This window comes from Proteus penneri (genome assembly GCF_003144535.1).
Lineage (GTDB): Bacteria > Pseudomonadota > Gammaproteobacteria > Enterobacterales > Enterobacteriaceae > Proteus > Proteus penneri.
The window spans coordinates 63,444-79,343 of sequence record NZ_PHFJ01000009.1; the positions used below are offsets into that span (position 1 = coordinate 63,444).

Sequence of the window (15,900 nt, forward strand, 5' to 3'; positions counted from 1 at the left end):
TCAATATAAGATAATTATTTTATCTCATAGAGATTACAGCTCTGTTATAGAATATTTTATGTTGCGTTAAAACGCTGAGCATTATTTTGTTGATTAGGAATAATACCATAAATTTTAGCTCTGGTTAAAATACTCAATGCCCAGCGACGATGTGTTGCAGGTTCACACATCGCACCTTGTGATTTAAAGACGGCTTGCGTTGAATTTAAAATACGCAATGCATCTGAATGGTCGGATTGAGAAACCATCAGAGCTTGTTCAATTTTATGAATTTGCTTTGGATGTATCGCCGTTTTACCGACAAGACCATTGGCAATATCAAGAGCAAGCTCTTTATCCATAATATGGTGATCATCAATATGTTCACAAACAGGTGCTGTGAGGGCAAATTGACGAGCACCAAAGACAGCAACCAACATTTTTATCACGTAACCCATTGGGCCATCATAAAGTGTTAATTGGCGATTACGTCTAAGAGAAATAACATTCATTAAATCATTGCCACCAATACGTAATGCAATAATTCTGTTATGGCAAGGGTGAGTTAGTAGGTGATTTGCAAGTTCTGTCATTTGGATAACATCAAACACTTCTTCTGTTTCAAGTGTTGGCATCATACATAACTGCGTATTTTCAATAATCTTCCACCAAACTGGCAGAGAAGCTTGCGTAAACTTAGGTAAAACAAAGCCATCGATGGCACTGACATCAAGGTTTTCAGTGATCCATTGACCCATTTCAGTATGGCGAGGACGAATAAACAGCAGTGGCCAATGGCTACAATCACTGTTTTTTTTGTGTTCTGCTAAAGTATTTAATAATACTGCCAAGTTTTCTAATGCAACAGGAATATCCGCATCACTCACCGCATCTTCTAAACAGATAATTAAAGAGCGTAACCCTTCAATTTTCTGGTTAATAATTGTCGTCGCGATATCTGTCCGTGTTGCCGGCATATAAAGTGTTGCCCCTAAGTTCCATGGGGATAATCGTTCAATCATTATTTCACCTTTTTAATGATAGTCACTGCACGATATTGACCAAGCGCTTGCCCTGCTTCAATAACAGCAATATTTTTTTCCTGTGCAAGATAAACCAGTAACGCGACATCAGGATCGGTTCTTTCTCTTACAAGGACATGATCAGGTACACGGCGTAAAACAGCGCGTGTGGCTTCAGCAATACCCGGTTTTATACGATTGATATTTGAAATATCATATTTGTTTGCAAGTGAACTAACGACGTTTTCGCTCAGTCTTTTTAAGTCTGACTGTTGTTCTTTAAATGTAGCTAATGGAATATCGTTATTGATTAATATATCAACAAATTGTCCTACAGTATCAACAAGGTAACGGCTGCATTCATACTGTTTTAAATGCTGGCAATCTACAAAACCGTGAAAGCCTTCTTCAGTCCAAATAGAACGTGAAATTAATCCTGAAACAGGTGCTCCCATGATCCCAAATGGAATAAGCCAATCTTCATCGCTAGCACTTAACCATGCACAACCACAAGGATCAGCGAGGACAACAAGACGAGGTTGGGCTGGATAGCCTTTTCGTCCTGATAATGAACGAATAAGTTCACCCGTAATAGCGCCTTTTCCTGTCCATCCATCAACAAACACAACACCTTCTGTGCCGTGACGTTGTTCTATCCATGAAAGCGCTTCACTATCAATGCCTCTATCTCGAATAATACTTATTCCATAGTGATAAGAGGTTTTTCCCATTTTGCGCAATGTTTGTTGCAGCATGACACCTAGAGGAACACCAGCACGAACAAGGCTTGTCAAGATAATTGGGGTATCACCGAAACGCTCAATCAATGATTTAGCTAACATTATGACTTCAGTGGCTAAACGTGTAGCACCGGTTTCTAGCGCTTTTTCAAAGAGATCTAAATGCCATGTCGTTGGTTCTGGCTCTTGACTTAGCATGTCAGAATAGTGTCGTTTACCTGATTGTATTAGTTCTTCTTTTAATTCAACGGGCGTCATTTCAATATTAACCGGTTGAAGTAGAAAATCGACATCACCTGATACATAAGATCCTGAAAAAGGTTTATGATCCATCATGTTTATTCTCCAAAAATTTTTGTGTTGATCGCATCCGCAAACTGACTTTGACGAGGAAGCCCATACCAACTGCATAATTTCATAAAGCGATGGTCACTTAGGCTATCGCCTAAACCAATGACAGGAAATACGCCGCGTTCTGCTTTTAATTTATTAAGCAAATAGGTGACGGCTTTGCCTTTTTCAATAGGCTCAGGTAACCAAGCAATATTGTTACTGTTACGATGAATATAAAAACCTTCAGTTGAGAATGTTTTTTCTATTTCATCACCTATGGTGTATAGCTCGTCTAATCGAGTGCTATCGTTATGCTTCATGACTAAATAAATAGGCAAATCACTGTATTCATAGTTAATACGTGCCCAACCATTAATATTTCGTTCTGCCATTAATTGCGTAATTGATTGTTGTAGAGTCAACAAACGTTGTGTATAGGGCGCTAAGCTTTGAGTGATGTGATTTTGCCATTGTGCATCAGCATGACCTTCAGGTGTTAATATTACCGCCCCATGTGTGGTGATCGCCCAAGAATGAAAAGGAATGGTGACTCGGCTAATCTCTTCCGTTCCGCGTGCAGTAACAGGAATTAAATCCGCATGCTCTAACATCCAATCTACCAGCATAGCTTGCTCTTGAGTCATAAAGCTACGAGGTTCTAAACTTCTATCTAGTGCGCCAGTTTTATAGGGTTCTAGTGCTAATTCATCCACCATCTTACGACGTGTTTGAAATAGGGTGTCATCGAGATCAGTTAAAATAACAGGTTTAGTCATAACTAATTACCTCAACAATAGGTGCCACTTTATTGAGGGCTTCAATCAGCTGGCTATCAATACTTTCGGCTGGTGTTTCACAACAAAGCAAAATGCGATCAAATTGTTGATGTGCTACGTTATAGACGAAGTTTGGAATACCTAAACCATAATTATCAGTAAATGTAATTGCTGATTGAATGGCAAAATTGGTTGAAATAGGTGAACGTGTTGTCGAACTATATTTTACGATAGCCCCTTGTTTTTCAAGACGTTCAGCTAATAAGAATGGTTCCCAAACAAACTCTCCTGATCCTAAAACAAGGATCTTTTCACCCAAAGAAGCATTGATAGATAAACCCAGATCGCTTGCGGGCGTTGTCATGCCTAATCGACCCCAGCTCTGTTTACCCGTGATCGCAAATTGCCCTGATGCTGTGATATTGACATTAGGCATAATAGGTAAAGGCGCATTTGGATTGGCATCCCATTGCCACGTCCCTTGTACTAAGGAGAGGGTTTTAATCGGTAATGGGGAGCGTTCAGCGATAGCGTCACCACTCCAATCAGTTAAGGTTACCGCAATAACCTGCTTAATATGGGTTAATCCACCGTCTTCACGCAGTGCTGAAAGCAAGTTAATGAAGGTATTACCCGTAGTCGCTTCATCATCAATTAATACTACGGTTTTTGCTTGTTGTACCCATTGGCGTTGCTCTGCTGTTTTAGGCAAATAGAGTAAATGGTCAGTTGCGTGGCTGTGATTTTCTTTAAACTCACATAGCAACTCACCTTTATCAACAGGATGGCGTGTTGATGTTAAATAAATCGCTTGTTGAAAGCGATCTCTCACTTCATCAAAAATACCAGCACCTAAACCAACAGCGGTTTCTGCCATACCAATAAACAGAACTGGGCCTTCGAGTGAGTCAGGAAACTGACTGGCAAGTTTTTGGTAGGTTTCACGCATTTTCTTCGGCGAAACAGGGATATGTCGGCCTAATACTTTACTGACAAATAAAAATGCACGCTTAGGATTGCGTCTTTCTGCAATATCAAATAATTCATCAAGTAACTCAATAGAACAATTTGGCGTCACACTTAATGTGCCACAAGAAAGAGGGCGACGATAAACGGCTGAGTCACTTATACTATTTTTCATTATTAATTATTATCCGTACTGATTAAATTTGTTAACGTTGAATTGAAAACAATAGAATCGGTGATTGAGCGTATTTTTGTTGGTGTAAAATGGTTATTTTGGGCTTGAGCCTCTTCAATACTCATTAATCCTAATTGGCGTAAAGCAAAAATACCGGCAAGATTAATTCCACAATGTTGGGTATAACCAATTCCCCCCGAAGGGCGCATATTAATTTCAAGTAACAGCGGGCGACCTTGATGATTATTTCGAGTTTGCACATTCACCAGCCCATCGGCTTTCATCGCTGTTGCACACGCTTTGCCTAATTCATAGGCTTCACCTGAAATTTCTAAATGCTGTATTGCACCTTCTTTGCGTCGAGCTACAGCTGCAATAACATCACCTTGTTCAACCACCATATCAACAGAGTATTCAGGGCCGGGTAAATAAGGCATGAGCACTAATGGTTCAAAGTGTTCAACTGTTTTTAATGCATCAAGATATTGTTGAGGATTGACTTGGCGATTTTCTGGGTGATTAAACAGTGCCATTGGTGAAACCTGATTATCAAAGCGCCAAAAGCCCATTCCATAAATGCCTTTTATTGGCTTAATGCATAAAGGGATCTCACCAAAAGGTGGATTTTTTATTTGTTTTTCCAATTCATCGATTGAGTCAATGTAAATGGAAGGTACAACAGGAAGACCGCATTGTTCCATAGCTTGTGCAAAAGCGACTTTATTATCAGCTAATTGCAGTTGTCCTAGCTCAGTTGCACCTGTGGTTAATTTTACCCCTAATGACTCAATTTCTTGGCGGTGTAATTCAAACCATGCGCTATTGCGCCCAGTATGAATGGCTCTGACTTGATGTTGTTTTACAACATCAGCGATAAATTTTAAGCGTAATGTCTCTTCAAGAGGTTCATAAAAAGCCCCATCAGCAAGCGATAAAATCTCATTTCGAGTATGACGATGAGAAGCGAGCACAAAGATTTCTTGGTGCTGCTGTTTTGCAAAGTCTTTAACACTTTGAATTATATCGCGTTGTGATGATAAACCTTCCATAAACCAAATTGTGTTATTCATTACTCTGTATACCGTGAAATAAAAGTGTAGGGTTCAATGCTTATAATCATGAAGATTTCGAAGAACTGTGTCAATCATAATATGATTTATTTGACTTTGGTTTAAATTAGACTAAAAAATAGCGTTATTATTATGATTACTTTGTATTTTTATAATTTTCTCTCATAAAAATACAAACAAAATCAATTAATTGACAAAACTTTATATTCTGGCGGTAAAAATAGTCTTGCTCATGTACTTCATCATGATATGATGATTTTCACGATATGGAATTAATCACAAATGGCATTATTGTTTCACTCTACCTCTGAAGGAATTTAATTATGGTTTCATTAAGCAAGAATCAAACAGTTTCTCTCAGTAAACAAGCACCTACACTGAGCCATTTAATGTTTGGTTTGGGCTGGGATCCGATTAAGAAAAAAGGATTATTAGGCGGTCTTTTTGGTGGTGGTGGTTCTATTGATTTAGATGCAAGTTGCGTATTGCTTGACGCAAGTGGCAATCAAATCGATACCATTTGGTTTAGAAAATTAAAATCAAGTTGTCAATCAGTTATTCACTCTGGTGATAACTTAACGGGTGACGGTGATGGCGATGATGAAACAATTTTCGTTGATTTAGACCGTTTACCAACAAATGTTGAATACTTGGTATTCACAGTAAACAGTTTCCGTGGACAAACATTTAATGAAGTTGAAAACGCATTCTGTCGTGTTGTTGATAAAACAACTAACAAAGAACTGGTGCGTTATACCTTAACAGAGCAAGGCTCTCATACCGGTATCGTGATTGCTTCTTTGCAACGTAATCATGGTCAATGGGATTTCACTGCGTTTGGTGCGCCTTGTAAAGGTCGTGTTATTAACGACATGATGCCCGATATTGTGGCTACGGTGGTGCGATAAATGAATATGACTCCAGGTGGGAACTTACCTGTTCCTAATCAGACATTAATCATTAGAATTCAATCAGGTGCTCCTGTTGATGTGTCTGCTTTTAGGCTTTATGCGTCCGGTAAAGTGAAAGGCGACACCGATATGGTGTTTTATGGACAGACTGCTAATGATGATCGTACGGTTATCTATGCAACAGCAGGAAACAGCACATCTTTTACTGTAGATTTAACGCGTTTACGTCCAGATGTTGAAAAAATCGCGTTTACAGCGACTTGTGACGGTCAACAAACTATTGCAAATTTACAACGATTATCAATTCAAGTTGATGCTAATAATGAAGTTGTCGCGAATGGTAATGTTGATATTAACGGTCGTTCTGAAGCAGCATTAATTTTAGGTGAATTATATCGTCGTAATGGTAGCTGGAAGTTCCGTTTTATCGCTCAAGGATTTAACGGTGGTTTACAGCCATTAGCTGAACATTTTGGTGTTGATATTGCAGACTCTGAACCAGCACCAGCACCAGCACCAGCACCAGCACCGAAACCAGCTCCTGCTCCAGCGCCAAATTCGGTGAACTTAAGTAAAGTTTCTTTAACTAAAGAGAAACCAGCAATCAGCCTAACGAAGAAAGATGACTTCGGTAAAATTCGAATCAACCTTGATTGGCACCGCGAAAGTAAAAGTGGGGGCTCTGGGTTATTAGGTGGTTTGTTCGGTGGCAACAAAGGTATCGATTTAGATATTGGTGCATTTGTTGAACTTCAGCAAGGACATAAGTCCGTTATTCAAGCATTAGGAAACGGGTTTGGCGATTTCAATCGAATTCCTTATGTTGAATTGCAAGGTGATGATCGTACCGGAGATGTTGCTGGTGGTGAATGGATCTTTGTGAATGGGCGTGAATGGAAAAATATTAAGCAAGTGCTTATTTTCGCGTTTATTTATGAAGGTGTACCGAATTGGAGCAAAACGGATGGTGTGGTTACCATTCATGTACCTGATCAGCCACCTATCGAAACACGCTTAACTGACGGTAATAATGGTCGTGGTATGTGTGCTATTGCCCGACTAGTTAATGAGAACGGATCAATAAAAGTTGAACGTCTCAATGAGTTTTTTAAAGGCCACCGTGATATGGATAATGCGTATGGGTGGGGATTTCGCTGGACAGCGGGTTCTAAGTGATCAAGTAGATATAAGGAAAAATAACATGAGTTTTTTTAATAAATTAAAAGAAGGTTTTAATACAAGCCGTTCTGAGTTAGCCAAGCAAGTTGGTCGCTTTAAAAATAAAAAATTTATGCAAGGTACTGTTGCAGTTTGTGCGCGTATTGCCATTGCGAGTGACGGTGTCAGTTCTGAAGAAAAACAGAAGATGCTTGGTTTTTTAAAAGCATCGGATGAACTTAAAGTTTTTGATACTTCTGAAGTTATCGAATTCTTTAATAAGCTAATCTTGAGTTTCGAATTCGATACTGAAGTCGGTAAAGGCGAAACCATGAAGTATATTCTGGCAATGAAAGATCAGCCAGAAGCTGCGCAATTAGCTATTCGTGTCGGTATTGCTGTTGCGAAAAGTGATGGTGATTTTGACAATGATGAAAAAGAAGCTGTGCGTGCTATTGCCATTGCATTAGGCTTTCAGCCCGCAGAATTTGGTTTGTAATTAATTTTATATAGGGAACCGTTCAGGAATTATTATGGTATCCACACATATTGGTTTTCCGACAGAAACTGTCATTGTCTTTGTTGTACTTGCGATTGGCGCTATTTTTATCGACTTATTTATGCATCGTGCAGATAAGCCAGTAACGTTAAAGAATGCCATCTTTTGGTCTATATTCTGGGTTGCCATTGCAATGGTATTCGCAGGATTCCTTTATATTCACCATGGTGCAGAAGTTGCGAGCTTATTCGTAACAGGTTATGCATTAGAGAAAGTGCTTTCCGTTGATAACTTGTTTGTCATGATGGCGATTTTCTCTTGGTTTGCGGTACCTGATCGCTTCCGTCACCGCGTTCTTTATTGGGGTATTATCGGTGCTATCGTTTTCCGTGGGATCTTTGTTGCCATCGGTACAGGACTGCTAAGTTTAGGACCATATGTTGAGATAGTATTCGCCTTAATCGTTGCTTGGACGGCAGTGATGATGCTGAAAAGCGGTGATGACAGTGAAGAGATTGAAGACTATTCACAACATCTTGCTTATCGCTTAGTTAAACGATTTTTCCCTATATGGCCAAAAATCACTGGACACGCTTTCTTATTAACACAAAAAGAAGTTGATGCTGAATTAGCAAAACCAGAAAACAAAGAGATTACTATCGGTCGTGGTACAAAAGCTGCGTTATATGCAACACCACTTATGTTGTGTGTGGCTGTTGTAGAGCTTTCCGATGTGATGTTTGCTTTCGACTCGGTTCCCGCTATTATCGCAGTAAGCCGTGAACCCCTTATTGTTTATAGTGCAATGATGTTCGCAATCTTAGGCTTACGTACGCTTTACTTCGTGTTAGAAGCGTTAAAACAGTATCTGGTTTACCTTGAAAAAGCGGTTATTGTGTTGTTGTTCTTTATTGCCGTAAAACTAGGTTTAAATGCAACAGACCATATCTGGCAACATGGATACAGCATTTCCGCGACAACTAGCTTATTTGTTGTGCTAGGTGTTCTTGCTCTGGGGATTATTGCAAGTTTTGTATTCCCAGAAAAAAAGGATGATCAAGGTAAGACAAATTAATAAATATTCTTGAGAAATCAGAATATTAAAAACAAAACTAAAGAGGTTATAAAATGAGCGTTTCTCTTTCTAAAGGTGGTAATGTCTCTCTGAGCAAAGCAGCCCCAACGATGAAAAACGTCCTTGTCGGACTTGGTTGGGATGCCCGTTCTACAGATGGTCAAGATTTTGACTTAGATGCATCTGTATTTTTGTTAGCTGCAAATGGAAAAGTGCGTAGCGATGCCGATTTCATTTTTTATAACAATTTAAGATCTGCTGATGGTTCTGTTGTTCATACTGGCGATAACCGCACTGGTGAAGGCGATGGTGATGATGAAGCGCTGAAAATCAAATTAGACATGATCCCAAATGATGTCGATAAGGTTATCTTCGTTGTCACTATCCATGATGCGCAAGCACGTCGCCAAAGCTTTGGCCAAGTATCAGGTGCATTTATTCGTTTAGTTAATGATGACAACCAAATCGAAGTGGCTCGTTATGACTTAACGGAAGATGCCTCAACGGAAACTGCAATGTTATTTGGTGAGTTATATCGCCATGGTACAGAGTGGAAATTCCGTGCTGTAGGTCAAGGTTATGCAGGGGGCTTAGGTTCAGTTTGTGCTCAATACGGTATTAATGCCTCTTGATAGCGGATCGATAAAATACTAACTACACTGGTAGTCATAAGATGTGATTGCCAGTTTATTCAATAAAGTAGGAGCTTTGATATGGCAGTTTCCCTCGTTAAAGGTGGTAATGTTTCTCTGACTAAAGAAGCACCAACAATGTCGGTTGCTATGGTTGGTCTAGGATGGGATGCCCGCGTGACAGATGGCGCAGAGTTTGACTTAGATGCGTCAGTATTCATGGTAGGTGAAGATGGAAAAGTACTTTCAGACGCCAGTTTTATCTTCTTTAATAACAAAGTGAGTCAATGTGGAAGCGTTGAACACCAAGGAGATAACCGTACTGGGGAAGGCGACGGTGATGATGAGCAAATCAAAATCACTTTATCAAAAGTCCCTGCTGAAGTGAAAAAACTAGTATTCGCGGTTACTATTTATGATGCAGAAAACCGTAAACAAAACTTTGGTATGGTTAGCAACAGTTTTATGCGCGTTTATAACAACGACAATAACACTGAAATTGCACGTTTTGATCTTTCTGAAGATGCATCAACAGAAACTGCAATGATCTTTGGTGAGTTATATCGCCATGGTACAGAGTGGAAATTCAAAGCAGTTGGTCAAGGTTTTGCGGGTGGTTTAAGTGCGTTAGCATCACAGCACGGCGTAAATATCTAAGACTCTATCATATAGCCCTCGCTTTTGCGGGGGCTATGGTTTGTGTTGATAAGAAAAGAGTAAGTTATTATGACTCTTTTTTTGTCGTAATTTTGATTGGCGAATTTTTAGTTTTACGACGATCTGTATGAAAGTGACGCCAATGAGGATCTTGTGCGGCAAAAAGCAATTCATGATCGCCACGAGAGTCTCCCCAAGCTCTTAAATGATATTGTGTCAAATCCCCATAAATATTTTCTAATCGTTTGATTTTTTCACCACAACGACAGTTATTACCAATAATTTTACCTGTTAATACACCTTCAACCACTTCAAGTGTTGTACCAATTAATTTAATGCCTAAGCGGTCAGCAAATGGCTGTAATACCATTGCAGGTGATGCAGAGCAAATCGTCACTTCAGCATTATTCTTCACTTCTTCAGCAACAGCTAATAAGCCTGTAGGACGCATTAATTTGCTCCAGTAAAGCTTGCAAAATTCTTCTGCTTTTTCTTTTAACCATTGCTCATCAATATTGGTTAGGAAGGTTTTAATCAACACTTCTTTTAACTCATCGCGCGTGAGTTTGCGTCTAAAACAACGTAATGTTGGTGATACCATTTTAATCAAACGGCGTGAGAATTTACGTTTGCCAAAGGCGAATTTTAGAAAAGGGATAAAACTGTCGTGATAGGTTAGCGTGCCATCAAAATCAAACACTGATAACGTTTTTACGGTGTTTTTCGCGTTTTCAAATTGGGGTTGCATACAGGGTAAGGCTCCGTAAATCATCAGAGTTTTTAAGTTCATTAAACTTATTATATCACTGTTCTCAAAATGAGACAGCGTGTCTATTGGTTATTCAAAATCACTAATTTTTATGTGTACAAGTACAAATTATTTATGTAACTAATAAAAAAGATATCTTATAAAACAAATCGCTGATTATTTTAAATGTAGATATTAATTATTGATGGATTAGTATTATTAAAAAATATTAATTTATCGCTTTTATATTTATAGAGTATTCAATGTTTATTGTTTTTTTCTGCGTTTAAATTTTTGACTTATTTTTAGTTTTAATTAAAGTCAAAATTTAGTTGCCTACTAACTAATAACACTGAAATACTATTTCATTGCGGTATATTATTTTCGTTAACTGTTTAAAAACAGAGTAAAAAACCAATGGATATCATGGATTGAGAATTGTAATAAGTGTTTGTATTGATAATTCTGATTAATGAGTAAATAAAATCTATTTCGTGCCGATAAATGAGTACATTTGTAATATTTTATTGCCGGGGTAGATTATTTCATGAGTATTGAAAGATCAGCTAAAGTAGGTTCTATCATACTATTAGTTCTTTTCTTATTATCATCTGTATTGTCGTCGTTTTTTATTTATAGAATGCAAGAAAACTTTGCATCATTGGATTCCTTGAATACCAGATTGAATAGTGTACAAGAAGCAAGGTATGAATTAGCGACCATTCGTTCTCACGTCAACTACCTGATGTTGTTGAAAACAATGACGGATGTGAATAAGCAAGAAACAATTAAATCACTTGTTACTGAAGCAAAAGAGCTGGCGACAAAATCAAAAGCAACGATTACACATTGGGTAGGCGTGAAGAAGATAAGTCCTGATGCTCAACGTAATTCAGAACAATTATCAGTGCTATTCTATTATCTTCTCGATGAGCTGATTGCACCTATCGATACGCTAGATTACACAGAATCAAACCTCTCCAATGATTTTAATCGCTTATCTGATCTCTTTGATGAATATCTTATTATCACTAAAGGTGTGAATGATGACATTAAAGCGCAGCAAGTTTGGATGGTACAGTTGTCACTTTACACAACGATTATTGCACTGGGGATCATTCTTGTTCTTCTTTATATTGTCATCCGTTGGGTCAATAAAACGTTTATCTTTAATTTGAATACATTATCAGCCATTTTGCAGAAAGTGGGAGAGGGAGATTTAAGTTTTACTCTACCTAAGAAACGAAATGATGAGTTTGGCACCTTGTTCTCTAATGTGGGTGACATGCAAACTGCACTAACATCGACTATTCAACTTGTTAAAGAAGAAGCACTAGAGATCAAAAAAGGTTCAGCAGAAATTGCGTCTGGCAACCAAGATCTCTCTTCACGTACTGAAGAGCAAGCAAGTGCTCTGCAACAAACAGCAGCAAGTATGGAAGAGATAAAAATTGCAGTAGTAAATAATACTGATAATGCGATTTTAGCAAACTCGATTACCGCAGAAACCCGCGATTTAGCAATTGATGGTTCTAACATTATGAATGATGCGATTAACTCAATGAAGAAAATTGAGGTAGGAACATTAAAAGTCGCTGAAATCAATGATGTGGTTAATAACATAGCAAGCCAAACTAATATTCTGGCATTAAATGCCGCCGTTGAAGCTGCACGTGCTGGTGAGCAAGGCCGTGGATTTACGGTTGTTGCAACAGAAGTGAGAAATTTAGCAGCGAGAAGTGCGGATGCTGCACGTGAAATTAACCAAATTATCAGAGAATCCGTTGCGGATGTGGCTTATGGTAGAGAATTAGTAAATAGAACTGGCGAGCATATGCAGGATATCGTCTCTTCTATTACTAAAGTTAGCGATATCATGCAAGGTATTAGTATTGCATCAGAAGAGCAAAAAGTGGGTATTGAACAGATCGCAGTAGCTATTAACCAAATGGATTCTGTTGTTCAGCAAAATGCGACCTTAGTTGAACAAGGTGCAACTTCAACAATGATTTTAGATGAAAAAGCACAAAACTTAACTGATAAAGTGTCGATCTTTAAGGTTAAAGAATAAGACTAATAAGTTAAATTAGTCACTTAATATTATATGTAAAATAAGCTCACTTTAATCGAGATATTAGAGTGAGCTTTATTTTTTTAAGCGTATTTTTCTTTTTTGTTGTATCAGTCTAGATAATCAGTTGATAGTGAGGAATAAAAATATACGGTATATCAGATAAAAAAGCGCGTATTACGAATTTGCCTTGATGAGTGCGAGTAAAGAATTCTTTTAACTTTTACACAACAACTCACTCGAGATGAAATGTATAAAAATTTTTTATACATACGACATAACAACAAAAGCAAAAGCTGAGAATGGTCCAGGCTCTACTTGACCTGTAGGAGTGAAAAGAGTGGATGTAACCGTAAATCTGTTATCATTAGCAGATAGATTAAACAGAGTCCTATTTACAGCTGGTTTATCATTAATAGTGAGTATGCTATATAGTTCATTTTCTCTTAATCTTACTCTAGTACCTATATTAGGATTACTATTTTCTTCATTAGGACTCATTAACGATAAATACATCTCAGCGTTTTGGTTGCAGCGAACGATAAAATCACCAGACACAGTATTTCCTGCAACTTCATCTACAACGAGTTCGCGGTGATCCAAATCAATACCAGCGGTTTCTAAAGAACATTCTACATCAGGCGGATTAGGTAGACTACTGCACTCGCCCCCTGACATTATTTTATATGACATATTAATACCTGATGTAGATATACCAATTGCTCCACACCATGTGATACCCTCGCTTGTTCTATTTGGTGCTGTTGCTTGATTTACATAATAGTAGGAGCCCAAACGCTCATACATTGCAGTTAAAGCGTCACCAACAGTTGTACCTTTAAAATAAATATTTTCTTGTTCTGAATCAAGATAACGTAAATCATCAGGACCACGAGATAAAGTCTGCGTGTTTATGCCTACCCAACACCCGTTCAAACAATTAGCATTTAAGGGTTCTTTCGATTTTAAACCCTCTTCACTTAAATATAAAACTGAAGTATATTCGAACTGTTTACCTTGTGGAGCACTTGGATTAATTCTATATTTAGGAATACTTACATACCAAGCATTATTAGCAAAAGATAGCATAGGGAAAAATAATAGAAATACAAATAACTTTCTCATAATATATGACCTTATGGATATTCCAATTCGAATGTAGCTGTCGCCAAAAACTCACCAAAACCTAGTGACTTATTCCTTAATACTCTATCATCACCTTTAACAAAGGCTTTAAAAGCTAAAGCGTTATAGCCACTAATTAAATTCATAGCCTTTGTGCTTTGATTTAGGGGTAAAAATTTTCCATTATCTGTTTCTATCCCAATCCCTACTCCAGAGGCGACACTACTGCTATCTAATGCAAGAAAACCACCTAACCCCTCACCGGAAGAAGACTTTCCAGTAAAAGTAACAATAACAGAATTGGCTATATCAGTTTTACAATCATCTAATTCAATAGAAAAAGGGATACTACGTGTTCTATCGTGTATATAAAGATATTTGCCAATAATATCGCCAAATTCTACATTTATAATCTTATTTCTTATTTTACAAGGAGCGTTTAATATTGAACCATGAATATAGATATTAGTCTGATTATTTCCTGAAGAAGCAGAATAGGAAATATTAGGTATAAATATAAGAGCAAATATTATTAAAATTATTTCTTTTATCATTTTCATAATAAATATCTCTATTCATAAGATAGTAAAAAGTAAATAATCGCTGTATAGTTGCTCGCTTTTAAATCTTGAGAAATTCGTACAGGTGCTAAATTATAAGTCAAAATATTTTGCCCAGGCTGCAAAATCTCAGGTGTCGTATATTCATTCAACGATATTGTTTTCTTATCTTTATCAAGAATAGCTAAACCAAAACCTTCTGCGCCAGTAACAGAAACTAGATTAGGGTAAAAAGGAACTGTTTTGGCATAAAAATTTATTTTAACAGATGGTTGTATATGACTCCAAAAAGAAGTACCCAACTTTTTATTTATTGCACTTGCTGGTGTTCTAATACAATCTATTAGTTCAATAGAAAAAGGTATTGATTTATCGACTTTCCCAATATTTTGAAGTTCAGCAGTACCAATAATACCTAAATCAATTTCTTGATATTTAGATGTCATTGCCAACTTGCAAGGACTTTCAACAAGAGAACCATAAACATAAAGTTGCCCTTTAGCACCATCAATACCTTCAGTACTAGTGTACGGTCGGAATAGTGTTTGATTGGAATCTTTTTGTGCCATTGCATTTAAAGATAAAGAGAAAACAACTAATCCAACAACTTTATACAAAATAAAATTTGATAGTTTCATCATTAGCCTTTTTCTTTTACAGCGCATTTATTGCTTACACAAGAAAAAGATACCTGAGAACGTCCACCATAATCATTAATATACGTAATCACAGGTTTAGAACCTAATACTGATGGATTAACATTTATAGTATCTTTACCAAATGGCGCTAACATAATTGGATTGAAATTAGGATCTGTTTTACTTTTTTCATCCTTTGCCATATTAACAATAGTAACGTAATATGGCGTTGGATTTTCAACAGTGTAGTTACTACTATTTTCTTGTAGCACTACCTTTTCTTGCCATGGATTATTAATAATATCCGTTCCACTCATAATTAACTTTTCTGGTCTATAGAAAAGCTTAATTTTAGTTTGTAACGCAAGTTGTAAAACATTAGCTTTTTCACTCTTAGGTGGAATCTCTCTTAGATTAAAATAAAATATACTTTCTCTGTCTTGTGGTAATGTTTGTAAGACATTAATAGCTTCTATTTTAACTTGTGTCGGTTTTCCAGGTTCAACTCGCTGTACAGGAGGAACAACAACAAATGGTGACTGGATTTTAACGCCCTTATCATTTTCAATCCACGCTTGAGCAAGATAAGGTAGTTTTTCACTTGTATTTGCAACATTCAAAGAAACAGATTTTTTATCTCCTTCAAATATCACTCTTGTGCGGTCTAAGGAAAGTGCTGCTTGTGCACTCGTGGAAATAACACATAATAACCCGATACAAAAATTTTTATTTAGAATAGTCATAACGTCAGCTCTATTAGAATTA

At 37.3% G+C, this 15,900-nt stretch carries 17 protein-coding genes; 7 read left to right on the forward strand and 10 right to left on the reverse strand.

The features are described 5' to 3' along the window. Positions 1-56: 56 nt before the first annotated feature. The 5 genes from CUB63_RS11470 to CUB63_RS11490 are packed head-to-tail and all read right to left on the reverse strand — an operon-like array spanning position 57 to position 5,061. On the reverse strand, positions 57-1,001 hold the full coding sequence (locus CUB63_RS11470) for an HpcH/HpaI aldolase/citrate lyase family protein (protein WP_006536055.1): 945 nt from the start codon (positions 999-1,001) through the stop codon (positions 57-59). Next, a complete protein-coding gene (locus CUB63_RS11475; RefSeq protein WP_109848073.1) occupies positions 1,001-2,077 on the reverse strand; it encodes a cysteine protease StiP family protein in 1,077 nt (358 codons plus the stop codon). The genes CUB63_RS11470 and CUB63_RS11475 overlap by 1 nt, the downstream gene beginning before the upstream one ends. Positions 2,078-2,079: 2 nt before the next feature. Further along, on the reverse strand, positions 2,080-2,850 hold the full coding sequence (locus CUB63_RS11480; RefSeq protein ID WP_109848074.1) for an HAD family hydrolase: 771 nt from the start codon (positions 2,848-2,850) through the stop codon (positions 2,080-2,082). Continuing rightward, positions 2,843-3,991 (reverse strand): phosphoribosyltransferase domain-containing protein, encoded by a 1,149-nt coding sequence (locus CUB63_RS11485; RefSeq protein ID WP_109848075.1) that lies wholly within the window; start codon positions 3,989-3,991, stop codon positions 2,843-2,845. The genes CUB63_RS11480 and CUB63_RS11485 overlap by 8 nt, the downstream gene beginning before the upstream one ends. A gap of 2 nt (positions 3,992-3,993) precedes the next feature. Further along, complete coding sequence (locus tag CUB63_RS11490; protein ID WP_109848076.1) at positions 3,994-5,061, reverse strand: ATP-grasp domain-containing protein; 1,068 nt, start codon at positions 5,059-5,061, stop codon at positions 3,994-3,996. A gap of 323 nt (positions 5,062-5,384) precedes the next feature. Here CUB63_RS11490 and CUB63_RS11495 point away from each other — a divergent pair, with 323 nt between their 5' ends. The 6 genes from CUB63_RS11495 to CUB63_RS11520 all read left to right on the forward strand — a co-directional run bounded on the left by CUB63_RS11495 (position 5,385) and on the right by CUB63_RS11520 (position 9,993). Continuing rightward, positions 5,385-5,969, forward strand: a complete 585-nt coding sequence (locus CUB63_RS11495) for a TerD family protein (protein WP_072064329.1) — start codon at positions 5,385-5,387, stop codon at positions 5,967-5,969. Next, positions 5,970-7,148 (forward strand): TerD family protein, encoded by a 1,179-nt coding sequence (locus CUB63_RS11500; RefSeq protein WP_109848077.1) that lies wholly within the window; start codon positions 5,970-5,972, stop codon positions 7,146-7,148. A gap of 25 nt (positions 7,149-7,173) precedes the next feature. Beyond that, positions 7,174-7,629: a tellurite resistance TerB family protein gene (locus CUB63_RS11505; RefSeq protein WP_072064327.1), complete on the forward strand. Its 456-nt coding sequence runs from the start codon at positions 7,174-7,176 to the stop codon at positions 7,627-7,629. Positions 7,630-7,663: 34 nt separating this feature from the next. Then, positions 7,664-8,704, forward strand: coding sequence for a TerC/Alx family metal homeostasis membrane protein (locus tag CUB63_RS11510; protein WP_109399997.1), 1,041 nt, complete (start codon positions 7,664-7,666; stop codon positions 8,702-8,704). Between the two features lie 53 nt (positions 8,705-8,757). Then, positions 8,758-9,336, forward strand: coding sequence for a TerD family protein (locus CUB63_RS11515; protein ID WP_006536043.1), 579 nt, complete (start codon positions 8,758-8,760; stop codon positions 9,334-9,336). 81 nt (positions 9,337-9,417) lie between these two features. After that, positions 9,418-9,993 (forward strand): TerD family protein, encoded by a 576-nt coding sequence (locus CUB63_RS11520; RefSeq protein WP_006536042.1) that lies wholly within the window; start codon positions 9,418-9,420, stop codon positions 9,991-9,993. Between the two features lie 67 nt (positions 9,994-10,060). Here the strand turns inward: CUB63_RS11520 and CUB63_RS11525 are convergent, their stop codons facing one another. Then, a complete protein-coding gene (locus CUB63_RS11525; RefSeq protein ID WP_109848078.1) occupies positions 10,061-10,741 on the reverse strand; it encodes an HAD family hydrolase in 681 nt (226 codons plus the stop codon). Between the two features lie 547 nt (positions 10,742-11,288). On the opposite strand from CUB63_RS11525, the gene CUB63_RS11530 reads away from it, so the two are divergent. Continuing rightward, entirely contained in the window at positions 11,289-12,812 is a 1,524-nt protein-coding gene (locus tag CUB63_RS11530; RefSeq protein ID WP_109848079.1) for a methyl-accepting chemotaxis protein, read from the forward strand. 264 nt (positions 12,813-13,076) lie between these two features. Here the strand turns inward: CUB63_RS11530 and CUB63_RS11535 are convergent, their stop codons facing one another. From CUB63_RS11535 to CUB63_RS11550, 4 genes are read right to left on the reverse strand one after another with little or no spacing between them, the layout of a single operon-like run. Then, on the reverse strand, positions 13,077-13,937 hold the full coding sequence (locus CUB63_RS11535) for an MrpH family fimbial adhesin (protein ID WP_109848080.1): 861 nt from the start codon (positions 13,935-13,937) through the stop codon (positions 13,077-13,079). 11 nt (positions 13,938-13,948) lie between these two features. After that, a complete protein-coding gene (locus CUB63_RS11540) occupies positions 13,949-14,497 on the reverse strand; it encodes a fimbrial protein (RefSeq protein ID WP_109848081.1) in 549 nt (182 codons plus the stop codon). Between the two features lie 11 nt (positions 14,498-14,508). Beyond that, complete coding sequence (locus CUB63_RS11545) at positions 14,509-15,138, reverse strand: fimbrial protein (RefSeq protein WP_157955983.1); 630 nt, start codon at positions 15,136-15,138, stop codon at positions 14,509-14,511. Next, complete coding sequence (locus CUB63_RS11550) at positions 15,138-15,878, reverse strand: fimbria/pilus periplasmic chaperone (protein WP_109848083.1); 741 nt, start codon at positions 15,876-15,878, stop codon at positions 15,138-15,140. Before CUB63_RS11550 ends, CUB63_RS11545 begins: the two co-directional genes overlap by 1 nt. Positions 15,879-15,900 lie beyond the last annotated feature (22 nt).